Origin of the sequence: Vibrio stylophorae, from assembly GCF_921293875.1 — a bacterium.
GTDB classification, from domain to species: domain Bacteria; phylum Pseudomonadota; class Gammaproteobacteria; order Enterobacterales; family Vibrionaceae; genus Vibrio_A; species Vibrio_A stylophorae.
Genome location: NZ_CAKLDI010000001.1, coordinates 60347 through 86120, shown reverse-complemented (window position 1 = coordinate 86120; position 25774 = coordinate 60347). Strand labels below are relative to the sequence as shown.

Annotated in this window: 25 protein-coding genes and 1 riboswitch; of the genes, 4 read left to right on the top strand and 21 right to left on the bottom strand. The window is 50.0% G+C overall.

Annotated elements, in window-relative coordinates:
• On the top strand, positions 1-1446 hold the full coding sequence (locus L9P36_RS00405) for a TrkH family potassium uptake protein (RefSeq protein WP_237464070.1): 1446 nt from the start codon (positions 1-3) through the stop codon (positions 1444-1446).
• Positions 1447-1618: 172 nt separating this feature from the next.
• Here the strand turns inward: L9P36_RS00405 and L9P36_RS00400 are convergent, their stop codons facing one another.
• The 11 genes from L9P36_RS00400 to rmuC form a co-directional block, all read right to left on the bottom strand.
• Entirely contained in the window at positions 1619-2326 is a 708-nt protein-coding gene (locus tag L9P36_RS00400) for a hypothetical protein (RefSeq protein ID WP_237464069.1), read from the bottom strand.
• A 255-nt stretch (positions 2327-2581) separates the two neighbouring features.
• Positions 2582-3238 carry a PAQR family membrane homeostasis protein TrhA gene (trhA, locus tag L9P36_RS00395; RefSeq protein ID WP_237464067.1) on the bottom strand — a complete coding sequence of 219 codons (657 nt, stop codon included), beginning with the start codon at positions 3236-3238 and terminating at the stop codon, positions 2582-2584.
• Between the two features lie 196 nt (positions 3239-3434).
• Positions 3435-4415, bottom strand: a complete 981-nt coding sequence (gene hemB, locus L9P36_RS00390) for a porphobilinogen synthase (protein WP_494338354.1) — start codon at positions 4413-4415, stop codon at positions 3435-3437.
• Positions 4416-4465: 50 nt separating this feature from the next.
• Entirely contained in the window at positions 4466-5233 is a 768-nt protein-coding gene (locus L9P36_RS00385; RefSeq protein ID WP_237467808.1) for a TatD family hydrolase, read from the bottom strand.
• Positions 5234-5272: 39 nt separating this feature from the next.
• Positions 5273-6034 carry a twin-arginine translocase subunit TatC gene (tatC, locus tag L9P36_RS00380; RefSeq protein ID WP_237464065.1) on the bottom strand — a complete coding sequence of 254 codons (762 nt, stop codon included), beginning with the start codon at positions 6032-6034 and terminating at the stop codon, positions 5273-5275.
• The gene (gene tatB / locus L9P36_RS00375) at positions 6027-6467 is read right to left on the bottom strand and encodes a Sec-independent protein translocase protein TatB (protein ID WP_354004713.1); all 441 of its coding nucleotides are present in this window, start codon (positions 6465-6467) and stop codon (positions 6027-6029) included. The genes tatC and tatB overlap by 8 nt, the downstream gene beginning before the upstream one ends.
• A gap of 11 nt (positions 6468-6478) precedes the next feature.
• A complete protein-coding gene (gene tatA, locus L9P36_RS00370) occupies positions 6479-6712 on the bottom strand; it encodes a twin-arginine translocase TatA/TatE family subunit (protein WP_237464064.1) in 234 nt (77 codons plus the stop codon).
• A gap of 29 nt (positions 6713-6741) precedes the next feature.
• Positions 6742-8382, bottom strand: coding sequence for a ubiquinone biosynthesis regulatory protein kinase UbiB (gene ubiB, locus L9P36_RS00365; RefSeq protein ID WP_237464062.1), 1641 nt, complete (start codon positions 8380-8382; stop codon positions 6742-6744).
• A 3-nt stretch (positions 8383-8385) separates the two neighbouring features.
• Positions 8386-9006 carry a ubiquinone biosynthesis accessory factor UbiJ gene (locus tag L9P36_RS00360; RefSeq protein ID WP_237464060.1) on the bottom strand — a complete coding sequence of 207 codons (621 nt, stop codon included), beginning with the start codon at positions 9004-9006 and terminating at the stop codon, positions 8386-8388.
• 9 nt (positions 9007-9015) lie between these two features.
• Complete coding sequence (ubiE, locus tag L9P36_RS00355) at positions 9016-9786, bottom strand: bifunctional demethylmenaquinone methyltransferase/2-methoxy-6-polyprenyl-1,4-benzoquinol methylase UbiE (RefSeq protein ID WP_237467807.1); 771 nt, start codon at positions 9784-9786, stop codon at positions 9016-9018.
• 122 nt (positions 9787-9908) lie between these two features.
• Positions 9909-11453 (bottom strand): DNA recombination protein RmuC, encoded by a 1545-nt coding sequence (gene rmuC / locus L9P36_RS00350; RefSeq protein ID WP_354004712.1) that lies wholly within the window; start codon positions 11451-11453, stop codon positions 9909-9911.
• Between the two features lie 148 nt (positions 11454-11601).
• On the opposite strand from rmuC, the gene L9P36_RS00345 reads away from it, so the two are divergent.
• A complete protein-coding gene (locus L9P36_RS00345; RefSeq protein WP_237464059.1) occupies positions 11602-12540 on the top strand; it encodes a DMT family transporter in 939 nt (312 codons plus the stop codon).
• On the opposite strand, the gene tsrA is transcribed toward L9P36_RS00345, so the two are convergent.
• A complete protein-coding gene (gene tsrA, locus L9P36_RS00340) occupies positions 12521-12838 on the bottom strand; it encodes an H-NS-like global regulator TsrA (RefSeq protein ID WP_237464058.1) in 318 nt (105 codons plus the stop codon). The genes L9P36_RS00345 and tsrA overlap by 20 nt on opposite strands.
• A gap of 163 nt (positions 12839-13001) precedes the next feature.
• Here tsrA and L9P36_RS00335 point away from each other — a divergent pair, with 163 nt between their 5' ends.
• Entirely contained in the window at positions 13002-14762 is a 1761-nt protein-coding gene (locus L9P36_RS00335; RefSeq protein ID WP_237464056.1) for an aminopeptidase P family protein, read from the top strand.
• Positions 14763-14999: 237 nt separating this feature from the next.
• Positions 15000-16865, top strand: a complete 1866-nt coding sequence (locus L9P36_RS00330; protein WP_237464054.1) for a hypothetical protein — start codon at positions 15000-15002, stop codon at positions 16863-16865.
• Between the two features lie 75 nt (positions 16866-16940).
• On the opposite strand, the gene thiH is transcribed toward L9P36_RS00330, so the two are convergent.
• The 9 genes from thiH to ubiD form a co-directional block, all read right to left on the bottom strand.
• Positions 16941-18071, bottom strand: coding sequence for a 2-iminoacetate synthase ThiH (thiH, locus tag L9P36_RS00325; protein WP_237464053.1), 1131 nt, complete (start codon positions 18069-18071; stop codon positions 16941-16943).
• 21 nt (positions 18072-18092) lie between these two features.
• A complete protein-coding gene (locus L9P36_RS00320) occupies positions 18093-18866 on the bottom strand; it encodes a thiazole synthase (RefSeq protein ID WP_237464052.1) in 774 nt (257 codons plus the stop codon).
• 3 nt (positions 18867-18869) lie between these two features.
• Positions 18870-19070: a sulfur carrier protein ThiS gene (gene thiS, locus L9P36_RS00315; protein WP_237464050.1), complete on the bottom strand. Its 201-nt coding sequence runs from the start codon at positions 19068-19070 to the stop codon at positions 18870-18872.
• Positions 19040-19843, bottom strand: a complete 804-nt coding sequence (locus L9P36_RS00310; protein ID WP_237464048.1) for a HesA/MoeB/ThiF family protein — start codon at positions 19841-19843, stop codon at positions 19040-19042. The genes thiS and L9P36_RS00310 overlap by 31 nt, the downstream gene beginning before the upstream one ends.
• Positions 19844-19909: 66 nt before the next feature.
• Positions 19910-20599, bottom strand: coding sequence for a thiamine phosphate synthase (gene thiE, locus L9P36_RS00305; protein ID WP_435532717.1), 690 nt, complete (start codon positions 20597-20599; stop codon positions 19910-19912).
• Between the two features lie 24 nt (positions 20600-20623).
• The gene (gene thiC, locus L9P36_RS00300) at positions 20624-22552 is read right to left on the bottom strand and encodes a phosphomethylpyrimidine synthase ThiC (RefSeq protein ID WP_237464046.1); all 1929 of its coding nucleotides are present in this window, start codon (positions 22550-22552) and stop codon (positions 20624-20626) included.
• 90 nt (positions 22553-22642) lie between these two features.
• A riboswitch (TPP riboswitch) is annotated at positions 22643-22743 on the bottom strand.
• Between the two features lie 229 nt (positions 22744-22972).
• Positions 22973-23362, bottom strand: coding sequence for a fluoride efflux transporter CrcB (gene crcB, locus L9P36_RS00295; protein WP_237464045.1), 390 nt, complete (start codon positions 23360-23362; stop codon positions 22973-22975).
• Positions 23363-23490: 128 nt separating this feature from the next.
• On the bottom strand, positions 23491-24201 hold the full coding sequence (gene fre, locus L9P36_RS00290; protein WP_237464042.1) for an NAD(P)H-flavin reductase: 711 nt from the start codon (positions 24199-24201) through the stop codon (positions 23491-23493).
• 28 nt (positions 24202-24229) lie between these two features.
• A complete protein-coding gene (ubiD, locus tag L9P36_RS00285) occupies positions 24230-25714 on the bottom strand; it encodes a 4-hydroxy-3-polyprenylbenzoate decarboxylase (RefSeq protein WP_237464040.1) in 1485 nt (494 codons plus the stop codon).
• Between the last annotated feature and the right edge of the window lie 60 nt (positions 25715-25774).

Sequence of the window (25774 nt, the reverse complement as noted above, 5' to 3'; positions counted from 1 at the left end):
ATGGTCAATGCCCGCTCAATCGCCTTTGTATTAGGCTTGGTGCTGTCTAAGATCGCCCTATTTATGTATATCCCGACGGTACTGGCGCTAGCCACCGGTACCCCGGGGTTTATTGATTTCGGTAAATCGGTGATCATCACCCACTGCGCTGCGCTTGCAATGCTCACTTGGGGCCGTGGTGCTAAATTCACACTGGGGGTGCGCGATATGTTCCTGCTCACCACGCTGGTGTGGACCATCGCCAGCGCCTTTGCCGCGCTACCCTTTGTCTTTATCAACCATATCAGTTTTACCAACGCTTACTTTGAGACCATGTCAGGGATCACCACCACGGGTTCAACCGTGCTCAGTGGCCTTGATGAGATGGCGCCCAGTATTCTGCTCTGGCGATCCATTTTGCAATGGCTTGGTGGTATTGGCTTTATCGTCATGGGGGTAGCGATTTTGCCCATGCTTGGGGTGGGTGGTATGCGCCTATTCCAAACTGAATCCTCAGATTGGTCGGATAAAAGCTCACCGCGCACCAAAACCGTCGCCAAAAGCATTATGGCGGTCTATTTGGTGCTCACCCTGCTTTGTATCATCGGTTATATGCTGACAGGGATGACTGGGTTTGAGGCGATTAACCACGCCTTTACCACGCTCTCCACCGGTGGTTTCTCTACCTCTGATAGCTCAATGAACAAGTTTTCAGAAGGTGCGCACTGGGTTGGCACCATCTTTATGTTTGCTGGTGGTTTGCCATTTTTGCTCTTTGTGCAAGCACTACGCCATCGCAAATTGCGCTTGCTGACCAAAGATGCTCAGGTTCGTGGCTTCTTTAAATTGGTTATTTGGACCACCATTATCGTCAGTACTTGGCTGGTGGTTGAACGCGGCTATGCCATTGATGATGCGATTCGCGTCAGCATGTTTAACTTGGTCTCAGTGATCACCACCACCGGCTTTGGTTTGGATGACTTTACTGCTTGGGGCGCACTGCCTTCGGTCATTTTTGCCGTTGTTTTGCTGATTGGTGCTTGCTCTGGTTCAACGGCAGGTGGCTTGAAGCTGTTTCGTATTCAAGTAGCCATCTCCATGTGGCGCAAACAGATGATGCAGCTGATTCATCCATCGGCGACCTTTGTCCAGCGCTACAACCGCCGTCCAGTGACCGATACCATTGTGCGCTCAGTGTTGGCGTTCTGTTTAACCTACATTTTAACCATCATCTTTATCGCTGCAGCGCTGGCCTGTATGAATATCGATCCGGTCACCAGTATCACCGCATCGATCACCGCAGTGGCCAACGTCGGTCCGGGGATGGGTGAGTTTATCGGTCCAACTGGTAATTTTGCCGGCCTGCCTGATCTCGCCAAGTGGATACTCAGCCTTGGCATGTTGATGGGACGTTTGGAAATTTTGACTGTATTGGTGGTGTTCTTCCCGGCATTTTGGAAGAATTAATCACTGATTTTAAAAATAAAAAAGGGAGGCTTCGCCTCCCTTTTTCTTTCTAGCACACCCTTTACGTACAGCCTTTTGAGCTTTTGGATCACCATAGGTCAAAAGCTCACGATAAACTAAGCCAACAAGAAAAAACCGCGTATCACGCGGTTTCTATCAATCCTATCTATCGCTATTTTTCGCTCAACTGACTGTAGAAATAACCATCGCTGACCCAGTCATAAAACACCCAAGCGTCATTGCTCACCCATTGGGTTAATCCCATACCTGCACAGTGCGTGGACTCACCCGAATCATCTGTGGTGGGCGCAGCCATACACTGATATTTCCCTTTGGCATTGCGATAATTCACCGACTGCCAAACACCCTCAAGCTGTCGATGCAGCGCAAACTCCGTATATTGGCCATTTTCCCATGTTGCAATACGCCATTGACCGTTCGGTGCGTAACGCAAATAACGCGGGTTATAATCCAGCTGCTGGCCTGTCTTTAGATCCAAAATATAATCCGATTCATGCCCACAAATCAGAGCCAGCACATCCAGCTGCGGTAGATAAGCATCAAAGCCGCACTCAAACATCTGCTCATTGTGATAAATTTGTTGGCCCTTAGCATCAAACAACGTCAGCGAGCGCATGGGGTTATTCTGCTCATATTGGTTGTCATAGACCACCGCCATCCGCGAGCCAATCATTTGATAGGCTTTCTGCTCATTCAATATCAACTGCAGCTGATGTGGCTTTTGCTGCTTCGTCTGCGCAATATAACCATCAAACTCAGTCTTACTGATCGCTTTCGTGGTAATGAGGTAGGGGTCTGGAGACTGTGTTGCCAAAGCCACCACAGGTAGCAGTGCCAGTAGATAGCATCTATTTTTCATTCGGTCATTCCATGACTCGCAACAAAGCAAATATAAATAATATAAATAATATAAATAATATAAATAATATAAATAATATAAATCAATTAATTAGATAATATTATCATGCTTATATTGAAACAAGCCGCATGCCGTTGAGACAGCAAAAACAAATCACTCGCTCTCAACTTTCCATGAAAAAACCGCGAATCATCGCGGTTTTCAAGAGGTGTTTTTTTCAGCACTTTTCAAATGGCTATATTCAGTGAAATCAGGCTAAACCGGTACGACATAAAGATAAATCGCAAAGAAATGGCACAGCGTGCCGCCCAAAACAAAGCCGTGCCAAATCGCATGGTTGTAGGGAATACGCTTACACACGTAAAAAATCACACCTAGCGAATAGACCACACCGCCCAAGGCAAGCAGTAGCATTCCCGGCCATGCCAAAGCCTGAGCCAACTGATAAACCGCAATCAATGAAAGCCAGCCCATGGCAAGGTAGATCGCTAGCGAAAGCTTTTTAAAGCGATAAACAAAGGCCACCTTCAGCACCACACCAATCAAGGCAATACACCAGATCACCGCCATTAAGGTAATCGCCAAGGGCGTACGTAAGCTAATCAATAGAAAAGGCGTATAGGTACCAGCAATGAGTAGGTAAATCGCACAATGATCAAAGGTCTTTAATGCGCGCTTGGCACGCTCAAATGGGATGGCGTGATAAAGCGTCGATGCCAAATAAAGCAAAATCATGCTGCTGCCATAAATGGCAAAGCTAGTGATCGACAGGGTATCCGCACCGGAATGTACCGCATCAACCAGAAGCAACACCAAGCCCACAATAGCAAAAATCACCCCAGCCCCATGGCTGATACTATTGGCGATCTCTTCTCCTCGGCTGTATCCGGGTTGCACTGCTGTATTGGACATCTTGATTCCTTCAAGCTCAATTTGGCGTTCAGTATGACACCTTTAGCGCACATGTGTTAGCTGAAAATTGTAACAACGCTCATTTTTTCTACGCCATAAAAAAGGTACATCCAAGACACAATGCAAATTTGCGGACATTAAAAAAGGCGCATCACGCGCCTTTTCAAATGAGTCAAACTTTGCCGATTTTCAGGCCTTAGTTTTGCGCCTCTTCAGCAAGCCACTGTGCCACTTGCTTAGCATGGTAGGTCAAAATGCCATCTGCACCGGCACGCTTAAAGCAAAGCAGCGATTCCATAATGACTGGCTTTTCAGCAAGCCAACCATTGGCAATTGCGGCCATATGCATGGCGTATTCACCAGACACCTGATAAGCAAAAGTCGGCACTTGCAGCTCAGTTTTCACTCGGCGCACCACATCCAAATAGGGCAGACCAGGTTTCACCATCACCATATCCGCACCTTCTTGAATATCCATCGCCACTTCGTGAATCGCTTCATCGCTATTGGCCGGATCCATTTGGTAGGTTTTCTTGTCGCCGCCTTTTAGGTTGCTAGAAGAGCCGACCGCATCACGGAAAGGACCATAGTAGTTCGATGCATATTTAGCCGAGTAAGCCATGATCTGGGTGTTGATATAACCCGCGTCTTCCAAGGCCTCACGAATCGCGCCAATACGACCATCCATCATATCTGATGGCGCCACAATATCTGCACCTGCTTCAGCGTGAGAAAGCGCCTGCTTAATCAAAGCCTCGGTGGTGACATCATTTAGCACATAACCTTCTTCATCGATGATGCCATCTTGGCCATGAATGGTGTATGGGTCGAGCGCGACGTCTGTCATAATGCCAAGCTCTGGGCAATGCTCTTTTAGCACACGCACGGCACGTTGTACCAAACCCTCTGGGTTGTGTGCTTCTGAAGCGCAAAGGCTTTTGGCATCTTGCGAGACCACAGGGAACAGCGCGATCATCGGCACGCCCAATTTGACCAGCTCTTCTGCTTCTTGCAGCAGCAAATCAATGGAAAAACGTTCAACACCAGGCATCGATGCCACAGGCTCGCGACGGTTTTTACCCATCAACACGAACATGGGATAGATCAAATCATCCACGCTCAGTTTGTTTTCTGCCACCAAACGACGACTAAAAGCATGTTTGCGCAGACGACGCATACGGCGCGCCGGAAATGATGAGGTTACAGTCACATTCAGTTCCTTTTTTGTCACGGCACAAGCACAAAAAGCTGCTGTGCATTATGGGTGGTCTGCTGCGCCACGGTTTCAACATTCACTGACATCAGCTCAGCAATGCGCGCAGCAACTAACTGGCAATACGCCGGTTCATTGCGTTTACCGCGATGTGGCACAGGGGCCAAATAGGGACAATCGGTCTCGATGATCAAATGCTGCAAATCCAGATGCGGCAGCACCTGATCCAGACCGCCATTTTTAAAGGTGGAAACGCCACCAATGCCCAGATGAAAGCCAAGCGCAATAATCCCCTGCGCTTGTGCCAAGGTGCCACCAAAGCAATGGAAGACGCCACGTAGGCTGCCATCTTGTAGCGGCGCTAAAAGCTCAATCACCAAATCGGTGGAATCTCGAGTATGGATCACCACTGGTTTTTGTTTGGCTTTGGCCCAAGCAACTTGAGTGACAAAAGCATGCTTTTGCTGCTCAATAAAGGTGTCATCCCAGTAAAGATCAATGCCGATTTCACCTACTGCAATAAAATCACGTTGCGCCCATAGTGCTTGCATCTGCGCCAGCTGCTGGTCCACATCAGCAGTCACCGATGTCGGGTGCAATCCCATCATGGCAAAGCAATAATCAGGATAAGCGGCCTCAACGGCGAGCATAGGTTCGATACTTTCTGCATCAACATTGGGCATCAGCAGCGCAGTTAATCCGGCTTGTTTGGCGCGTGAAATGGTGTCATCTAAATCGCTGGCAAAGGCGTCAGCATAGATATGTGCGTGGGTATCAATCAGCATTTCATATGTACGCCAGCATGACACTGGCGCCCTTATTTATTCATCAGAGGATTGCTCGGCATCCACATCGGCGCGTGTTGGCGCTTTGCTATATAACTGCGCGCACCACAAACCCGCTTCAAAGAGCAGATACATGGGCACCGCTAGCAAGGTTTGTGACACCACATCCGGCGGCGTCAGAACCATACCAATCACAAAGGCGAGCACCAAAATATAGGGACGCTTTTCACGCAAGCTATCCACAGATGTCGCACCCGTCCAGCAAAGCAAAATGATCGCAATAGGCACTTCAAAGGCGATGCCAAAGGCCATAAATAGCGCGAGCACAAAATCGAGATAACTGGCGATATCTGTCGCCACTTGCACGCCGGTAGGAGCAATGGTGGTGAAAAAGCCAAAAATCAGCGGAAAGACCACGAAATAGGCAAAGGCCACACCCAGATAAAAGAGTAATGAACTAGAAACCAACAGCGGTAGCACCAAGCGTCGCTCGTGGCGATAAAGCCCTGGCGCAATAAAAGCCCACACCTGATAAAGAATCACTGGAATTGCGATCATCACCGACAACACCATGGTTAACTTCATCGGTGTGAGTAGCGGCGAGGCCACATCTGTGGCGATCATCGTCGCCCCTTCCGGCATCTTCTCAATCAGTGGCTGAGCCAGCAAGCTATAGATATCATTGGCAAAATAGATGAGTGCCAAAAACACCACAAGTACCGCAGCGACGGCGCGCATTAAGCGAGTACGCAGCTCCAGTAAATGGCTAATCAAAGGGGAATCAGAATGATCACTCATGACGCTCACCTTTGCTGTCGACTGATTCAGATTTCACTGCGGATGATTTGCTCTCCACACTCGTCGGCGCGGACTCACGCGTCACACTCTGCAATTCATCATTCATTGCTTGTGATTCACGCTTCACTGCTTCATCGGCATCGCTAAATGGCTGCTGCACTGCTTTGGCTGCGGCTTTTAGCTCATCGAGCGACGTTTGCAGATCCGGTGATAGATTTTTCAACCCGCGCTCTTCCGCCTCTTTTAAATCTTGGCGGAGCTTTTCAAGCTTGAGCTCTTGGTCGAGCTCATCTTTTACCGTATCAATGGTACGACGCACCGCGCCCACCCAGCGCGCGACAGTATGAAGCGCAATCGGTAAGCGTTGCGGGCCAAGAACTACCAAGCCAATAATGGCAATCAGTAGCAGTTCCCAAAAGCCAATATCAAACATTGGCGCGCCTCTTAGTCTTGCTTGGTTTTATCGGCGTCTTTCACGCTGTCTTTGTTAAAGTCAGCATCTTTCTTTTCTAGTTCATCAGGCTTGGTTTCTGACTTGTCGTCTTCACTCATCGCCTTTTTGAACCCTTTGATCGCGGTGCCCAAATCTCCACCCATGGTGCGCAATTTTTTGGTACCAAACACCAACAATACGATCACTGCGATCAACAACAACTCTTTAATGCCAAAGCTACCCATAAGAACCTCAAATCACCATAAACAAAGGGCTAACCACGATATGCACGCCACGCTAGTAGCCAAGATAAAACGCCACTACCCGCAAGCACGCCACTTGGCCACCCTTGAGATTGATTGAACAGTATGGCGGCACACACCATGAACGTGGCGCCCATACCAAACATAATTTTTGCCCGGCCTTGCTGCTGGCGCTGTTGCAACATCTGTTGGAACAACGTGTCCACACGCTGATTAAGCACCTTACCTTGCTGCAAACTATCGTAAATAAGCTCTGGCAATTCAGGCAGCTTTTCAGCCCAAAATGGGGCGCGTTCACGCACCGCATCAAAGAAAGCACGCGGTCCAATTTGGCGTGCCATCCAATCTTCTAAAAATGGTTTAGCGGTATCCCACAAATCAAGTTGTGGATATAACTGACGTCCCAAACCTTCTACATAAAGCAGCGTTTTTTGCAGTAACACCAATTGCGGCTGCACTTCCATTTCAAAGCGACGCGCGGTATTGAATAGATTCACCAACACATGGCCGAAAGAGATTTCACACAGCGGCTTTTCAAAAATCGGCTCGCACACCGTGCGAATCGCAAATTCGAACTCATCCACTTTGGTGTACGCAGGTACCCAGCCAGAGTCCACATGCAGCTGTGCCACTTTACGATAATCGCGATTAAAGAAGGCGAGGAAGTTTTCAGCTAAATAACGTTTATCATCGCGATTGAGCGTGCCGACAATACCACAATCTAAGCCAATCCATTGCGGGTTCTCTGGATGATCATAGCTGACAAACACATTGCCCGGATGCATATCCGCATGGAAAAAGCTGTCGCGAAATACTTGGGTAAAAAACACCTCAACACCGCGTTCAGCCAACAATTTCATGTTAGTACCATTGGCTTTCAGGCCCGCGATATCGGATACCTGAATGCCATAGATGCGCTCCATCACCATCACATTTTCGCGGCAATAGTCGCTATAGACCTCAGGCACATAAAGCGCGGGACTATTTTCAAAATTGCGGCGAAGTTGAATGGCATTGGCCGCTTCACGCATCAGATTAAGCTCATCGAGCAGCGTTTTTTCATATTCGCGCACCACTTCAACAGGGCGCAAACGGCGCGCTTCCGGCGCGATGCGACGTAGAATTTTAGCAAAGCGGTACATCAATCCTATATCGGCGCGAATCTGCGGCAATATATCGGGGCGAATCACTTTCAGGACCACCGCTTTACCATTGGATTTCAAAGTTGCGGTATGTACTTGAGCAATTGAGGCCGAGGCTAATGGCTCGATATCAAAATCATCGAACCAAGTTTCGATCGAGCCACCCAATGATTGCTCAATGATCGCTTTCGCCTGCACGCCATCAAAGGGCGCAACTTTATCTTGCAGATAAGCAAGTTCATCAGCAATTGCTGGCGGGAACAGATCGCGGCGGGTAGAGAGCATCTGGCCAAGCTTAATCCAAACTGGCCCTAACTCTTGCAAGGCGAGACGTAGCCGGACACCGTAGGGCTTATCGTCATGTTGATTACGCAGCCAAAAGAGTAGGCGGCGTGCAGCCAGTGGGCGATGCAATTTTTGATGTTGCCAACTGGGTTCAATTTGGTCGAGACCATAGCGTAAAAAGACACGAATAATCTGATAAAAACGGCGCATCTCTGTGGGTCTCATGGGTTATTTTCCTTGCCCAGCGCGCGCGAGAAGGGCTTCGACACGCAGCGTCAGCGCTTGGCCTTGCTCCGCAAGTTCGCTGACTTGATCGGCGAAATAGGCGATCTCAAGTGGATTAGGCACTAAACGCCACTCTTCCACCACAGCTTCTCGCAAATGGCGCTGCGTGGTTTGTCCGTGGCTACTGAGCCATGACCAAAGGGATTTGCTTTGACGATGAATTAAGTGCGCAGGCACATCACCAATATATTGCGCGAGAAGATGCTCTGGATCAGGCTTTAAGGTCAGTAAATAGGCGGCGAACTCTTGCGCCACCTGTAGGTCACCTTCCATATCCAGTGCATCTTGCTTGATCAGCTGAGTCAGAGAGTGACCTTGGCGAAGCTGAGTAAATGCCTTACTGGTCAGCGTTAAGCGGACATCAGGCGTATCTTCAGTCTCCGCCAACACAGTGACATGCTGTGGACAAAAAGAGAAAAGCAAACGTTTGCCAAGCTCGGGCAAACGCAATTCAATCAGCCTGCCGGCCAAGGGGAGTAAACGTTGCGGCGCTTGATGCTGACGCGCCGTCAAACCGTTGATCGCTGTTTCGGTTACAGCGGTAACCAAGGCATCCAGCAGCATAGTGCTCCTCTAGAATTTGTACCCTCGATGTAGTGCCACAATCCCACCCGTTAAGTTGTGGTAGTGGGTTTGCTCAAAACCCGCTGCATTCATCATCCCTTTCAAGGTCTCTTGATCCGGATGCATGCGAATGGATTCTGCGAGGTATTGGTAGCTTTCACTATCATTTGCAACTAGTTTGCCCATTTTCGGCAACAGATGAAACGAATATTTATCATAAATGCTAGCCAAAGCTTTAGAGGTTGGCGTTGAAAACTCCAAGACCAATAGGCGACCACCTGGTTTCAGCACGCGAAACATAGAACGCAGCGCTTTATCTTTGTCCGTCACATTACGCAGACCAAAACCAATGGTGATGCAATCAAAGTAGTCATCAGGGAAGGGGAGCGCTTCAGCATTTGCCTGCACATAACTGACATTACCAATAATGCCCTTATCACGCAGTTTGCTGCGTCCCATTTTTAGCATTGAGCTGTTAATGTCAGCCAATACTACTTCACCTTGATCGCCTACAAGGCGTGAAAATTTCGCGGTTAAATCGCCCGTACCACCGGCCAAATCTAACACTTTGTGGCCACGGCGAACGCCGCTACAGTCGATGGTAAAACGCTTCCACAGACGGTGAATGCCCAATGACATCAAGTCGTTCATTAGGTCATATTTGCTGGCAACGGAATGAAACACCTCCGCAACTTTTGCCACTTTGTCATCTTTAGCCACAGTTTGATAGCCGAAGTGAGTGGTGTCTTGGTTGATGTTTTGATTGGTTTGTGGGGTCATATCCGTAGTCGCCGCTGAGCTCAATTTCATTGCTGTTCATCCTCTATCACGCAGCGCTAGTGTACTGCATGTTGCGACTCGGCTCTAGCGACATCACAATTTCTCAATGGCAATCGCATGATTCACTCAAATGCATCGTGATCCGCCGCTTGCGCTAAGGACGGGCGAGATTCATTCAGCATCGGCTGTACGCCTACTGATGCTTGCTCATCTTGATATTCATCACCCATATCCACGGGCAAATAACCGCTTTGGATTGGCTTTTTCACTTCCACACCGAGCTGCTGAAAACGCTGAACCTGACTGAGAATATTACCGCGCCCTGAGGCCAGCTTGTTCATCGCACCTTGGTAATGCTGCTGCGCTTTATCAAGCGCCACCCCCATGCCATCCATCTCTTCAACAAAGAGGCGCAGCTTGTCATACAACTTCGCAGCGCGATCGGCGATCTCCTTGGCATTACTATGCTGGCGCTCCACCCGCCAGAGATGATGAATGGTTCGCAGCGCCACCAACAAGGTGGTGGGACTCACCAACATGATATTGTTGTCCATGGCATTTTTTAGCAGCGTCGGATCTGCGCCAATAGCTGCCTGAAATGCAGGCTCGACGGGAATGAACATCAGCACATAATCGAGCGTTTCAATACCATGCAGCTGGTGATAATCCTTACGGCTGAGCCCTTTGATATGTTGGCGCACAGCCGCCACATGTTCGGCAAGCGCTCGCTCTTGCTGCGCCTTATCCTCACTATGATAGTAGCGCTCATAGGCAATCAGGGTCATTTTGGCGTCAATCACCACATCTTTGTTTTGCGGTAATTTCACAATCACATCAGGCTGATAACGCTTACCCTGCGCATCACTCAAGCTCACCTGAGTAAAATATTCATGGCCCTCGCGCAAACCAGACTCTTCCAGTACGCGGCCAAGAATCACTTCGCCCCAGTTACCTTGCTGTTTATTGTCGCCCTTGAGCGCCTGGGTCAAATTAAGCGCATCTTGCGCCATGCGCTCATTAAGCGTTTGCAGCGTTTCAATATGATGAAGCAGTTGATGGCGTGATTTAGTTTGCTCACCAAAGCCTTCCACCACGCGCTGCTGAAAACTTTCCAACTGCGCTTTAAAGGGCGCAAGCATGGTTTCAAGTTGTTGCTGTTGCTGATTTTTTGCCTGCGCACTTTTATCATCAAACAGGCGATTGGCGAGCTGCTCAAATTGCAAACTTAAACGCTGCTCGGCGCTTTCAAGCAGTGCAATTTTCTCTTCATAACTGCGCTGCTGCTCCTGTTGTCGCGCCTGCTGCTCGCGCAACAAAGTGATACTTTGATGATACTGCTTCTGTAGCTGCTGATAGGCTTGCTGCTGCTGTTCCAATTGCGGCTTATAAACTTCAAGCTGGCGCGTTTTTTCCTGCAAGCTGGCAATCATCGCAGCGTTATCACGCTGCTCGGCATACAGTGCATCTCGCGCATCATCCATTTCATCGAGCTCTTTGCTTTGAGCCTCACACTGGCTTTGCAGTTGGGCAAGTGCCAATTCATGGTGTGACTGCCACATCGCTTCGGCCTGCTGTAAACGACGACGAGAAAAAAGGCCGGCGATCGCAGCGGTCACGAGCACACTCGAAAGAACCATCAGCAGCAAATGCAATGAACCAAAATGCATTGAATATTTCCTATGTTGCGCAGTAAAAATCAGCGATTTAAGGCTAACCAAGCACTGGATAAATGTCCAGTTTAGCGAGTCATTCCTGCGCCATTTAAACTTCTTTGGCAGCAGTGACGCTGCGTCATTTTTTTATGAGTATTCATCGATGAATCAAGAATCTCGCGCCTTAAGCTTTGCGCTTGTAGCTGTCCTACTTTGGTCCACGGTCGCCACCGCCTTTAAACTCACCTTGCGCGATTTCTCTCCCAGCCAAATGGTATTTTTTGCCAGCGCCGTTGCCACGGTTATCTTACTGTTGATCGTCGCATGGCAGGGGAAATGCGCGACATTGATACAAGCGCTGCGTACTCAGAAAAAACAGGCGTTGATGCTCGGACTCATTAACCCGGTGTGCTACTACTGGGTACTCTTTGCCGCTTATGACAAACTGCCGGCCAGTATTGCGCAGCCCATCAACTACAGCTGGGCGATTACGCTCGCGGTTTTGGCGGCACTGGTACTCAAGCAACCCATGCGACGCAGCGATTGGCTTGCTTGTTTACTGGGCTATGGCGGGGTGGTGGCGATCGCCAGTCAAGGACAGGGACTACAATGGGAAGGCATGGCTTGGGATGGCGTGATGCTGGCGCTACTGTCCACATTGTTGTGGGCTGGCTATTGGATTCTCAATACTAAACAGCAGCAAGATGCCGTGGTAGGGCTGAGCCTCAATTTTATGCTGGCACTGCCTTTTGCGGCACTTTTGACTTGGATGCAAGATGGCCAGTGGCCACAGGCGAGCTGGCAAGGATGGCTCGCGGTGAGTTATATCGGGCTTTTTGAAATGGGGATCACCTTTGTCTTTTGGTTAAGCGCGCTCAAGCTGACCCAACAGACGGCACGACTCAGCCAGCTTATTTTTCTCTCCCCTTTTATTTCGCTTATTTTGCTGCACTTTGTGATCGGCGAAACCATCCATCCCAGTACGCTGTTCGGACTAGGATTGATCATTTGTGGATTACTGATTCAGCAGTGGGCTAACGCGCGGCGGTTGGCCCCAGCACAAGCTTGCGATAAAAGCGCGGTTAGCGATCTTGGTTCATGAACGCCTTAAGTTCTTCAGGAGAGATACCGTCATCGATGAGTTGTTGGCGAATTTGATCTAAACGCTCACCTTTACGATCACGCAGTACGGTTTGAAACTGATAAATCAGCTCGCTTAAAGTTTCTAGTGGCACTTGGCGCGCTGCGCTACGAATGCGCGTGTCGCTTTGTTTACCCAGCTCAATCAACACTTGGCTAAAACGCATTTTGTCTGGGCCAGTGCTTGATGTTGTGGAAGAAGATTTTGATTGATCTAGATTTTTTAATAGGCGAGCAAGTTCTGCTTCAGGGTGTGACATAGGGTCTGTGAATCCATCTTATTGTGCTTATTGCGCTTCACATTGGGCGCGCTCGAATTAACTATACAACCGATTCTGGGAATGACCAAGCTGCACACAATTGCAGGGTTGCGCAAAAAGCGCTAGGTTAATGCCATTCTCGTCCTTTGCGAAAGGAACGCATATGTTATCTGCTTCTGCAATTTCTCAGCTACAACAGTGGCTGAACGAACATCAATTTGATGCCTTTTTTATTCCTCATGAAGATGAATATCTTGGTGAGTACACTGGCGACGATCAAGCGCGCCTAGCTTGGGCTACAGGTTTTACTGGCTCTGCCGGTGTTGCCATTCTTGCCGCGGACGGCATGCATCTCTTTGTTGATGGTCGTTATACGCTGCAAGCACAAGCGCAATCTCCAGCATGTCATCAGCACCATCTGATTGAAACACCACCACTCACTTGGCTCAGTGAGCACCTAGCTCAAGGGCGAATTGCCATCGATCCGCGCTTGCATAGCGCCAACTGGCTTGAGCAAGCGCAAAAGCTCAGCCAATTTGAATGGCAAAGCCTTGCGCAAAACCCAATTGATCAACTTTGGCATGACCGCCCAGCCGCAAATTTAAGCGCGGTGGAATGCTTTGCTGAGCGCTATACCGGCCAAAGCAGCCTGAGCAAGCGTCAGCAAATTGGGGCGCAACTCCAACAAAGCAAATTGGATGCCGTACTACTGACCCAAGCAGACAGCATCGCTTGGCTACTCAATATCCGTGGCCGTGATATCCCTTGCGTACCTGTGGCGCTTTCCCATGCATTGATTAATCGAGCCGGTGAAGTAAGCTGGTTTATTGACCCAAGCCGCCTTCCCGAAGATTGGCAACAACACGTGGGTGAGGGTGTGCAGTGTTTTGCACCTGAACAGCTGGCCGAGCAATTAGCGCAACTGAGCGGCCAAGTCATTGGCTTTGATCCGCAACAAAGCAACGCTTGGTGTCAACAGCATCTGCAAGCCGCAGGCGCGCAGTTGGTGGATTATGGCGATCCATGCGTGCTGCCAAAAGCCTGTAAAAATGAAGTGGAATTAACAGGCATGCGTGATTGTCATGTCCGCGATGGTGTGGCCATGGTGAAATTCCTGCATCAACTTGATCGCCAAGTGGCCGACGGCGTTGAGCTAAACGAAGCGCTGCTAAGCGATCAGCTATGGCAAATTCGCCAGCTCGATAACAGCTGCCTAGAGCCAAGCTTTGACACCATTTCCGCTGCGGGCAGCAATGCCGCGATGTGCCATTACAACCACAACAACAGCGACCAACCTGCCACCTTGCAGCAAGGTGAGGTCTATTTGGTGGACTCTGGCGCCCAATACATCGATGGCACCACAGACATTACCCGCACGGTTGCCATTGGCGAATGTGACGCGCAAGTGAAGCGCGCCTTTACCTTAGTGCTCAAAGGCCATATTGCGATTGCTACCGCTCGTTTCCCGCAAGGACTCACAGGCGCTCAGCTTGATCCACTCGCGCGCCAATTCCTATGGGCCAACGGCATGGACTTTGACCATGGTACAGGTCATGGCGTGGGCCACCGTCTCGGGGTTCACGAAGGCCCACAACGCATCAGCAAAGCGGGCACAGCCGAGCTTAAAGCGGGCATGGTGATCTCCAATGAGCCGGGTTACTACCGCAGCAATGGTTTTGGCATTCGTATTGAGAACCTTGAAGTGGTGGTGCCGGTTCATGTTGATGGCGATCGCCCAACACTTGGTTTTAGCAGCCTGACCCGCGCGCCGATTGACTCTCGCTTAATCGCACGCGAACTAATGACCGATGCTGAAATCGCTTGGCTCAACGATTATCACAAAACCGTTTGGCACACATTGTCGCCATTACTAGACGATGCAGCTGACCGCGATTGGTTGGCACAGGCAACCCAAGCCATCTAGCCACGCGTACAATTTCCGCGGCACAAACAAAACCACGGCATTGTCCGTGGTTTTTTATACCCACATGAACACTGTTGATAAAACACTCTTCATCTCAACGATTCCATGACATGGATGTAGCCCGTCCATAACAACGCGATTAATCCGTCACACTCTTTATATATTTATATTCACTCGCAAAATCAGTGTCATATAATTCCACTTTTACAAACCACAATACCTATTAGGAATCTATTCATGACTGACGGCCTTTATGACCACAGTCAGAATGCTCCACGCATTGCCAACCCAATGCGCTTTCTTGGTGCTATGCAGGCACTTCGCGGAGTCATTTTGACCGTTCTCGCTGCTCTCATTTTACTTAAAGTATCTCCTTTTCTAGCTATTCAAACCTGGCTTGGCCTGACCGCAACCATTATTGGCTTTGGCCTGATGGGTGTCGGTATTTTTGATATCGCCATGGGTCTGCGTCACTCTTTTCGCCTGTTTATTGGCCGCACGCTGCCAATTTCACTAGCTCGCAATTTGGCAGACTCCTCAGTCACGGACCAAAGCTTTGAAAAACCCTATCTTGCCTATGGTGCGCAAATTCTGCATGAGCAGTTGAAAAAAGGCGTTAACAGTAGTTTTCAAGAGCCACAAGGCTGGATGGCAAGCCTGATCGCCTCTCTTTACCCAGCCTATATTGTGCATCCACGTCCAGTGCGCGGCGTAATCTTGGGGGTATTTACTGCACTTGCGAAAACACTCCTAAGCATGATCATTTTGGCGATCGTGTGGTTTGTATGCACCGCAGGTCTTGTCGGTGATGCGGCTGGATTTGTGCAAAACGGCGCAATCATTGCGGCAGTGGCTTACTTGAGCTTCGTATGGCGCCGCATTGGCTTTGATGACCGCCTATCTTCAACGCGCTCCATCGCCATCACCTTAGGTTTATCGTTGGTTCTGCCTGTGGCTTTGTCTTTGGTTTATGCCGCGTTTTCAAGACCAATTCAAAACGACCCCGCATTTGCACATGGCCTCACGTCGGGCTTTGACGCGCAAATGTATAGCGGTGTAATGCTAATTGGCATCGTGATTTTCGCTGCTGTGGCCACTGTACTGGCGATGCAGATGCTTGCCTCTCGCGATAAGAGCCCTTGCCGCGTGAAAGTGACAGAGCGTGTTGAAAACACCCAACAAAACTTCCATCCACAGGATCTGATCAACAATATGGATGCCTTGGTATGGAACGATTATCGCGAAGAAAGCGTGCCCAACCGCGTTTACCACAATAGCAATAAGATTGATTGGCAATCTGAGCAAGAAGGTAAATTTGAATATGGCCAAATCCTTGAGTCACAACCGCAAGTGGTCCCTGTAGAAGCCAGCGGCCAGTACCGCCTGCTTCGTATCATCAGTGCTGTGCTTTACACCATTCTGGGTGTTGCTGGCGCAGTTATGCTGTATCAAGGGATGCAATTTGTGGCTGAAATCACTGACGAGATCATCTTTATTAGCCATCAGCGCATCAGCGATTATGAAGCTGCGACCTATATTGGTAACTTTGGCTTTGGTGTCTTGAACTGGGTTCTTTTGGCTTGGCTGACCTTTTCGCTCTCCAGCGCGATGCGTAAAATTTTGCTGCCTTTCGTTGCTGAAGTACGCTGGCAGTCTCGCCTAATCAGCTTTGAGATGAATGGTACGGCAACACGCACACATCAGCGTAGCGGTAACAAGATCACCGATACCCATCAGACAGAGAACATCATCACGCGCTGTAGTATGACTGCTTGGCTCTGGTGCGCGAAGATTCAAAGCACCAGCTTTGTGAACCTTTATGGTCGTGGTCTTCGTTCGCCACGTACTATTTTGGATATCACTGAAGATGGCAGCTCAGCCCAGCAAGTACTGAACAACATTCAGCAATTCTTGGGTAGCCGCAGCAACACTGTATCTTTGGCACAAAACGAAAAAGATCTTGAAGCCGCGCAGCAGATGTCAGCCCTCAACCAAAGCGCAGAAGCGCCAGCAGTTGCAGGCACCTTGGCCGCAGGCGCTGTATTGCTTGATAACGCACAAGATAGTGAATTGAGCACTGAGCCAACCGCCACTGCGGAATAAATTGGCCCTATGACTTGAAACAAAAAACCGTCGCTTGCGACGGTTTTTTATTTTTTAAGGCATGGCATCAAATACCTATATGCTCATATCCACACTTGAATAGGCGCGATCCCAGTCTTTCCATACCACTTCAAAGCCAGCCTGTTTCACCGCTTGGCGCACCGCTTGCGCGCTGCGATCATCATGCACACTAAACTGCTCTAGCTCAGGGGTATCATTGGCATAACCGCCGGGCTGAGTTTTTGAGGCCGCTGACAGCGTGGTGATCCCCAATGGTAAGACATGATCGCGAAAATAGGCGGACTCGCGCGTCGACAGCGATAACTCCACTTCACCATTGAGCAAACGATAGGCGCAGATCAGCTGCACCAATTGCTTATCACTCATCACCGATTTGGGCTGCACGCCACCTTCGCAGGGACGCAAACGAGGAAAAGAGATGGAGTAACGGCTTCGCCAGTAGGTCCGCTGTAGATAATCCAGATGCGCCGCAACATAGAAGCAATCAGTGCGCCACTCTTCAAGGCCAATCAGTGAGCCCAAGCCAATCTTATCGATACCAGCCTGACCCAAGCGATCAGCGGTTTCCAAACGATAGAAAAAATCCTGCTTTTTGCCGCGCAAATGATGCTGCGCGTAGGTGCTGGGATGATAGGTTTCCTGATAAACCATCACCGCATCCAAACCTAGGGTTTTCAGCTCTGCATATTGTGCTTGCTCAAGCGGCTGCACTTCCATGGCTAAATAATTAAATTGCGCCTTGGCCTTGGGCAGCACTTGACGGAAATAATCCATGCCCACCTTGGTTTGATGCTCACCGGTCACCAGCAGCAAGCTATCAAAGTGCATCGCTTTAATCGCTGCTAGCTCCGCGTCCAACTCATCCTCATTGAGGGTATGACGTTTAATCCGGTTTTCCATGGAAAAGCCGCAATAGGTACATGCATTGGAGCACAGATTGGAAAGATAAAGCGGAATATAAAAACTCACCACCTTGCCAAAACGTTGGCGAGTAAGCTGCGCACTCAGTGTGGCCATTTGCGGCAAATAAGCTTCTGCAGCTGGAGAGATCAGAGCTTTAAAATCTTCCAAATTACGTTTGGATTTTGCCAGTGCGCGCTCTACATCAGCAGTGGTTTTACTGTAAATCGACAGCTTCACCTCATCCCAATCGAGCTGCTGCCAAACCTCACGAAAACTACTCATCATCGCTTCCTTGATGGACGCTTAAGACAGCGTCGCCAAAAAATCGGTCAGTGGACTGGATGCACTGGCCACCTGACCTTGACTGGCAAGACCGGACTCATAAGCGATGCGACCCGCCTCAACGGCCATGGCAAAAGCGCGCGCCATGGCCACAGGATCAGCTGCCGCCGCAATGGCCGTATTCACCAACACCGCATCAGCGCCCAGTTCCATGGCCAACGCCGCATGAGATGGCGCGCCAATACCCGCATCCACCACCACTGGCACTCGCGCTTGGTCGATAATGATTTCAAGAAAATCACGCGACACCACGCCTTTATTGGAACCAATAGGCGCGCCCAAAGGCATCACAGCCGCGCAGCCCACTTCCTCAAGACGCTTGCACAACACAGGATCGGCATGGCAATAGGGCAGCACGATAAAGCCCTTTTGCACCAAAATTTCTGCGGCTTTCAGGGTTTCAATCGGGTCGGGCATTAAGTACTTAGGATCAGGATGAATCTCAAGCTTTAACCAGTTGGTACCCAGCGCTTCACGGGCAAGCTCAGCGGCGAGCACCGCTTCTTGCGCCGTTTTGGCACCTGAGGTGTTGGGCAATAGATTCACGCTGGCATCGATCAGCGGCGCAAGAATATCGTCATCAGGCTGGTGAATATCCACCCGCTTGAGCGCCATGGTGACCAATTCTGATTTGGACGCCAAAATGGCCTGCGCCATCACTTGGCGATCTGAGAATTTACCGGTTCCCGTAAATAAACGCGATGAAAAATGGCGATCAGCAATCGTCAATGTCATAACTTAACCCCCAGCAATCGCTTGGAATAGGGCGATCTGATCGCCATCATTTAAAATTGTTTCAGACCACTGCGAACGCGGTACGATACTGCCATTACAGGCAGCAGCAGTTGCATGCGCGGGTACTGAAAGCTGTTCAATTAACTGCTGCAGGGTACTGGCTAACGCCAGCTCTACGGCTTGGTCATTGACGTAGACTTGCATGAGGCCTCCTTGGCCTGACCACAAACGGGGCAATGCGGATCTTTGGCAATGGCAAACTGATGCCACTGGCATTGCAACCCATCAAACTGTGAAAAACCGGCTGCCGATAAAGGCAAACCCGCTAAATATTTGATCGCTTCAAGCGCCTGCATGGTGCCCATGGTGCCCACCACAGGCCCAATCACACCGGATTGTGCGCAATTGCGCGGCTCATTGTTTTGCCCCGCGACTTGCGGGAACAAACAGTGATAGCAACCGGCATCACTGCCCGATTGGTCACGCACAAAACACATCAATTGCCCATGCCAACCAATGGCTGCGCCAGAGATCAGCGTTTTACCATGGGCAACACAGGCGGCATTAATCTGATGGCGGGTGGCGAGATTGTCGCTACAATCCAGCACCACATCAGCCATGCTCACTTCCAGCGATAAACGTTGATCCGCTAACTTGGCTTCCACCGCACGAATTTGAATATGCGGATTCAGCGCTTTGAGATTGGCCTGCGCACTTTTCACCTTGGACTCACCCTGCTGATGATCGCGGTAAATAACCTGACGCTGTAGATTGGATGCATCCACCACATCATGATCAGCAATCACCAAATGCCCCACACCTGCCGCAGCTAAATAGGGCAGTGCAGCAGCACCTAAGCCACCAGCACCAACCACCAAAACATGCGCTTTGCCGAGGGCCTCTTGGCCTGCAACAGCAAATTCAGGCACCATAATTTGACGGCTATAGCGGGCAAATTCTTGGTCAGTGAGGGCCATGGGTATACTCCTATCAATGAGTCTTGCCGTTTATATCGTCAGGCAAGAGTTCGCAGGCAACATCAGTTATGCGAATGGGCTTAATTGCGGAGCAAGATACGCAATCGGCTGCGGCGCAGCAAGCTTGGCATAAAATGCACGCACCGCCGCTTCCGGATCCGCCGCTTCAGTGATCGCGCGCACCACAGCAATCCCCGTCACGCCAGTGGCCCACACAGCATCCACCGTCTCTAAATCGATGCCACCAATGGCTACGGTGGGAAAACGCGAACCGATTTCCGCTTGATGCTGCGCTAAGGTCGCCACACCTTGCGGCGCAGTCGGCATCACCTTAGTGGTGGTGGGGAAGATATGCCCGAGCGCGATATAACTAGGAGCAATGGCTTCTGCGCGCTCACGCTCAGCTTGGGTGCGCGATGACAATCCCAAACGCAAACCCGCATCACGAATTGCGTTTAGATCAGCGTGCGCCAAATCCTCTTGCCCCAAATGCACACCATAGGCGCCATGACGAATCGCCAGCGCCCAGTGATCATTGATAAAGAGCTGAGCGTCATAACGACGGCCCAGCGCAATAGCATCAATGATCTGCTGCTCAAGATCGGTTTGCATGGGATTTTTAATTCGCAGCTGAATAGTTTTCACCCCAGCCGCCAATAAACGGCGAATCCACAACAGGTCGTCCACCACCGGATAAAGCGAAAACTTTGCCGGATCAATGGCGGCAAAGCCGCCCGTTCGATAATCAGTTTGCATCTCAATACTCAATTCAATGCGATCTTAATGTTCCTGAAGGGCATCGGCTCGATGATAGAGTTCGCCCCCCATGGCATTAAATTCATCGGCTTTTGCTCGCATCCCTTCCAATGGGTCAGCCAGCATTTGTACTTCGATATCGCCGACAGCTTCCTGCTGAGCGGCGTACTCGCGCACCTCTTGGGTGATCTTCATGGAGCAGAACTTAGGACCACACATGGAGCAAAAATGAGCCACTTTACCCGATTCCTGCGGCAGGGTTTCGTCATGAAACGCACGTGCTGTATCCGGATCGAGCCCCAAGTTAAATTGGTCTTCCCAGCGGAATTCAAAACGCGCTTTTGACAGCGCATTGTCACGAATTTGCGCGCCCGGGTGTCCCTTGGCCAAATCCGCAGCATGTGCACATAACTTATAGGTGATGAGGCCTGTTTTCACATCTTCTTTGTTGGGCAGTCCTAAATGTTCCTTCGGCGTCACATAACAGAGCATGGCGCAGCCAAACCAACCGATCATCGCCGCCCCAATGCCCGAGGTAATGTGGTCATAACCAGGGGCAATATCTGTGGTTAGTGGACCCAATGTGTAGAAAGGCGCTTCATCGCAGTGTTTCAGCTGCTCATCCATATTGGCTTTGATCATCTGCATCGGCACATGTCCTGGGCCTTCAATCATCACCTGCACATCATATTGCCAAGCGATTTTGGTCAGCTCGCCAAGGGTGTGAAGCTCACTAAATTGCGCCTGATCGTTGGCATCAGCAATGGAGCCGGGGCGCAAACCATCACCCAGCGACAGCGCCACATCATAGGCGGCGCAGATTTCACAAATCTCACGAAAATAGGTGTAGAGGAAGTTTTCTTGGTGATGAGAGAGGCACCACTTAGCCATAATCGAGCCACCACGAGAGACAATGCCTGTCATTCGCTTGGCTGTCATCGGTACATAACGCAGCAGCACACCGGCGTGAATGGTGAAGTAATCCACCCCTTGCTCAGCTTGCTCAATCAGGGTATCGCGCACCACTTCCCAAGTGAGGTTCTCAGCAATGCCATTGACCTTTTCTAGCGCCTGATACATAGGCACAGTGCCGATCGGTACAGGGCTGTTGCGCAGAATCCATTCGCGGGTTTCATGAATATTGCGACCAGTGGACAGGTCCATTACGGTATCGCCGCCCCAACGGGTCGACCACACCAGCTTTTCCACTTCCTCTTCAATGGAGGAGCTCACCGAAGAGTTACCAATATTGGCGTTTACTTTGACCAAGAAATTGCGGCCGATGATCATCGGCTCTGATTCAGGGTGGTTAATATTACACGGAATGATCGCACGCCCTTCCGCCACCTCTTTGCGCACAAATTCAGGGGTGATTTGATCGGGCAAATGCGCACCAAAGCTTTGCCCAGGATGCTGCTGATTGAGGCTGGCATCGGCCATTTTTTGACGCCCCATATTTTCGCGCAGCGCAATATATTCCATCTCAGGTGTAATGATGCCACGGCGCGCGTAGTGCAACTGGGTCACGCGCTTGCCAGTTTTGGCCCGGCGTACAGGCGGCAAATCAGCAAAGCGTAATTCATCTAAGCTGCGATCAGCCAAGCGCTCTTGGGTGTAACTGGAGTTAGCACCTGCCAGCTGTTCACAATCATCACGTTCAAGAATCCAAGCATGGCGAATACGAGGTAATCCTTGATAGATATCCAGCTGGTGCGCGGGATCGGTATACATCCCCGAGGTGTCATAGACACGAATCGGTTCATTGGCCTCAAATTGCGGATTTTCAGCATCACCGCCCACCAAAGATGGCGATAAACTGATTTCACGCATCGCCACACGAATATCGGGACGAGAGCCTTCGACATAGACTTTTTGTGAATTGGGGTAAGCTTGGGTTTGAAGAGAATCGATAAACTGCTTGGCAGCTAAACGGTTTTGTTTTCGGCTCGACATCGCATTTCCTTGTTTGAATGAATGGGAAAATGCTTATCGGAAGAATGCGGATCAATTCATAAGATACACGCGCGCTGCGTATAAATACTGCGTCCTATTGATCTTGTTCCCTGCGTAGGTATTAACCTCTTCAGGTTCAACGGATCCCGCTAAAAGCGCGGTCTCAGCCAATGGCACTCCGACAAGTTGGCAGCCAGTATAGAGAATTCACTGGCCAACAACAACCGCTCTAAAAACAAGCAGTCACCATGCCGAGTCTTAAAAGAGGCCATCTAAGCACTCAGCTCAGCTACATTGCCGCTCAAAATCCAGATGCCAAAAACAACAAAGTCGCATCAAAAGACACGACTTTATAGTGAAGCGCTTAATCAGACATATCACCTGTCATTGCGCAATATTGTGCATATTAATGCAACGCAATTAACCGTGAATGGTACGCATCAAGGTGTAACTTGCCCAAGTAGCAAAAATACACAGGGTCACGTTCAACACGATATGCAGACCCATTTTGACAAACTCACCTTGATTGAGCAGGGTCACGTTCTCCATGGAAAAGCTGGAGAAGGTGGTCAATGCGCCAAGTAAACCTAGGCCCACCAAATGACGCCAAGGCGCTGCGGCAACCAAACCTAATTCAATCGCTGCCATCAAAAAGCCCATAATCAGTGAACCCAACACGTTCACAGTAAGCGTGCCGTAGGGAAAACCACGGCCAAACACCAAGACGCACCACTCAGAGATGAGAAAGCGAAAACAGGCACCAATCGCGCCACCACTGGCCACAAACGCAAGGGTAATGGCAGAATTCATGAGGACTCCTTATTGCTGACATGTGCGACATGACAGTGTTTGAGTATATATGGGATAAAAATAAAGCCGCATCATAGCGCTGGCGTACTAGCCCAGCAAGATGCGGCTTTTCTCATCAGTAAGACGGTTTAAATAAAAGCGTAAGCATCGGCAAACATACGGCCGCGCTCTGCACCTTTTTCACTGCTAAACCAATCACGTGCGGTGGCTGCCATTTCAAAGCGACCGGCGATATAAATATCGAGATCGCCCATAGCATCAAAGTCATGCATTACGGCATCTAACACCATCCCCTGACGCCCTTGCCAGTCACCCTCAACATGCTCAACCACTGGACGGTAATGCAGCTGTGGATATTGCTCTGCGAGTGCTTGCAGTTGGTCATGGTAATAGAGCTGAGACTGATCGCGACATCCCCAATAGAGATAAACCGGCTGCTCACTTTGACGCGCCAGTTGACGCTGCAAAATGCTGTAGACATAAGAGAAACCCGTACCACCTGCAATCAGCAAAATAGGTTTATCTTGATCTTCACGCAGCCAAGCTTCGCCATGTGGCAGGTCGAGCATCACCGTCTCTTGCGAAGCAAGCGCAGTTTCCATAGCACGCACTACATCGAGGGCATAGGCGTTTTCCTGCGCTGCACCAATGTGCAATTCAATCACATCTGCATTGGCTGGCGCACTGGCAATGGAAAAGGGACGCTTATCCTTTTCACCCATCACAGCCATGGCATATTGACCCGCTAAAAATGGTACGGGTGCCAAAGGTGATAAGGTAATTTGATAGGTATGTGCGGCCACAGATTCAATGGCTTTTACCTGACACTCAATGGTCATAAACTTCCTCTTTTGCGCGATTTTTTTGTTATTGTTTTGTTGGATTTAGGTTGATTCCCAAACTATCCCAGATTGCATCCACTTGCGCCACAACTTCTGGATCTTTGACTATCGGACGCCCCCATTCACGATCAGTTTCACCCGGCCATTTGTTGGTAGCATCCAGCCCCATTTTTGAACCTAACCCCACCTGCGGTGAAGCAAAATCCAGAGAATCAATGGGGGTGTTGTCGATCAGCACCGTATCACGACTTGGGTCCATGCGCGTGGTAATTGCCCAAATCACATCCTCCCAGTTACGCGCATCCACATCATCATCAAGCACGATAATAAACTTGGTATACATAAACTGGCGTAGGAAGGACCAAACCCCCATCATCACACGCTTGGCATGGCCTGGGTAACGCTTCTTCATGGTGACCACAGCCATGCGGTAGGAGCAACCTTCTGGCGGCAAATAGAAATCAACGATTTCAGGAAATTGCTTACGCAAAATCGGCACAAACACCTCATTAAGTGCCACCCCTAAAATCGCGGGCTCATCGGGCGGACGACCGGTATAGGTGCTGTGATAAATGGGATCGCGGCGATGCGTGATATGGGTAATGGTCATCACATGGTGCGATTCCACCTCGTTGTAATAACCGGTATGGTCGCCATAGGGACCTTCATTGGCAAACTCGGCCGGATCGATATAACCCTCCAGCACAATCTCAGCATTGGCGGGTACATCGAGATCGCAAGATAACGCCTTACCCACGCGAGAACGTTCGCCACGAAGTAAGCCTGCAAAGGCATATTCAGAAAGCGAATCAGGCACTGGCGTAACCGCACCAAGAATGGTGGCTGGATCTGCGCCAAAAGCCACCACCACAGGGAATTTCTCACCGGGATGCGCTTCCATCCACTCACGCAGATCAATGGCACCGCCGCGGTGTGCCAACCAGCGCATAATGATCTTATTTTTACCCAGTTTTTGCTGGCGGTAGATCCCCAAGTTCTGGCGTTTTTTCAGTGGCCCACGGGTAATGGTTAAACCCCAAGTAAGCAAGGGGGCGACATCGTCGGGCCAGCACTTCATCACTGGAATTTTATCGAGATCAACCGCATCACCAGTTAAAACCACCTCTTGGCAGGCCGGCTTGCGCACTTTTTTCACCGGCATATTGAGTACTTGTTTCAGCAGCGGCAATTTTTCAAAAGCATCTTTTAAACCGCGTGGCGGCTCAGGCTCTTTCAAATACGACAGCCATTCACCCACTTGGCGCAGCGCTGAGACCTCTGTTTGTCCCATGCCCAAAGCCACACGCTTTGGTGTGCCATAGAGGTTGGCCAAAATCGGCATCTCATAGCCGATGGGATTTTCAAAAAGCAATGCCGGCCCTTGCGCGCGCAGCGTGCGATCGCAAATTTCAGTGATCATTAAATGGGGATCGACAGGGGTGGTGACACGCACCAACTCACCTTGCTGTTCAAGGTATTGGATAAAATCGCGCAGGTCGGTAAATACCATAAAAGGCGTCCATTGCTGAGGGAATGACAATCATTATAACCACCGAACCGTGTAAGAACA

Bases quoted from the DNA above. Each gene is read 5' to 3' on its own strand.
- L9P36_RS00405 (WP_237464070.1), top strand. From the start codon at position 1: ATGGTCAATGCCCGCTCAATCGCCTTTGTATTAGGCTTGGTGCTGTCT.
- L9P36_RS00400 (WP_237464069.1), bottom strand. From the start codon at position 2,326: ATGAAAAATAGATGCTATCTACTGGCACTGCTACCTGTGGTGGCTTTG.
- trhA (WP_237464067.1), bottom strand. From the start codon at position 3,238: ATGTCCAATACAGCAGTGCAACCCGGATACAGCCGAGGAGAAGAGATC.
- hemB (WP_494338354.1), bottom strand. From the start codon at position 4,415: ATGCGTCGTCTGCGCAAACATGCTTTTAGTCGTCGTTTGGTGGCAGAA.
- tatC (WP_237464065.1), bottom strand. From the start codon at position 6,034: ATGAGTGATCATTCTGATTCCCCTTTGATTAGCCATTTACTGGAGCTG.
- tatB (WP_354004713.1), bottom strand. From the start codon at position 6,467: ATGTTTGATATTGGCTTTTGGGAACTGCTACTGATTGCCATTATTGGC.
- tatA (WP_237464064.1), bottom strand. From the start codon at position 6,712: ATGGGTAGCTTTGGCATTAAAGAGTTGTTGTTGATCGCAGTGATCGTA.
- ubiB (WP_237464062.1), bottom strand. From the start codon at position 8,382: ATGAGACCCACAGAGATGCGCCGTTTTTATCAGATTATTCGTGTCTTT.
- L9P36_RS00360 (WP_237464060.1), bottom strand. From the start codon at position 9,006: ATGCTGCTGGATGCCTTGGTTACCGCTGTAACCGAAACAGCGATCAAC.
- ubiE (WP_237467807.1), bottom strand. From the start codon at position 9,786: ATGACCCCACAAACCAATCAAAACATCAACCAAGACACCACTCACTTC.
- rmuC (WP_354004712.1), bottom strand. From the start codon at position 11,453: ATGCATTTTGGTTCATTGCATTTGCTGCTGATGGTTCTTTCGAGTGTG.
- L9P36_RS00345 (WP_237464059.1), top strand. From the start codon at position 11,602: ATGAATCAAGAATCTCGCGCCTTAAGCTTTGCGCTTGTAGCTGTCCTA.
- tsrA (WP_237464058.1), bottom strand. From the start codon at position 12,838: ATGTCACACCCTGAAGCAGAACTTGCTCGCCTATTAAAAAATCTAGAT.
- L9P36_RS00335 (WP_237464056.1), top strand. From the start codon at position 13,002: ATGTTATCTGCTTCTGCAATTTCTCAGCTACAACAGTGGCTGAACGAA.
- L9P36_RS00330 (WP_237464054.1), top strand. From the start codon at position 15,000: ATGACTGACGGCCTTTATGACCACAGTCAGAATGCTCCACGCATTGCC.
- thiH (WP_237464053.1), bottom strand. From the start codon at position 18,071: ATGAGTAGTTTTCGTGAGGTTTGGCAGCAGCTCGATTGGGATGAGGTG.
- L9P36_RS00320 (WP_237464052.1), bottom strand. From the start codon at position 18,866: ATGACATTGACGATTGCTGATCGCCATTTTTCATCGCGTTTATTTACG.
- thiS (WP_237464050.1), bottom strand. From the start codon at position 19,070: ATGCAAGTCTACGTCAATGACCAAGCCGTAGAGCTGGCGTTAGCCAGT.
- L9P36_RS00310 (WP_237464048.1), bottom strand. From the start codon at position 19,843: ATGGCCCTCACTGACCAAGAATTTGCCCGCTATAGCCGTCAAATTATG.
- thiE (WP_435532717.1), bottom strand. From the start codon at position 20,599: ATGCAAACTGATTATCGAACGGGCGGCTTTGCCGCCATTGATCCGGCA.
- thiC (WP_237464046.1), bottom strand. From the start codon at position 22,552: ATGTCGAGCCGAAAACAAAACCGTTTAGCTGCCAAGCAGTTTATCGAT.
- crcB (WP_237464045.1), bottom strand. From the start codon at position 23,362: ATGAATTCTGCCATTACCCTTGCGTTTGTGGCCAGTGGTGGCGCGATT.
- fre (WP_237464042.1), bottom strand. From the start codon at position 24,201: ATGACCATTGAGTGTCAGGTAAAAGCCATTGAATCTGTGGCCGCACAT.
- ubiD (WP_237464040.1), bottom strand. From the start codon at position 25,714: ATGGTATTTACCGACCTGCGCGATTTTATCCAATACCTTGAACAGCAA.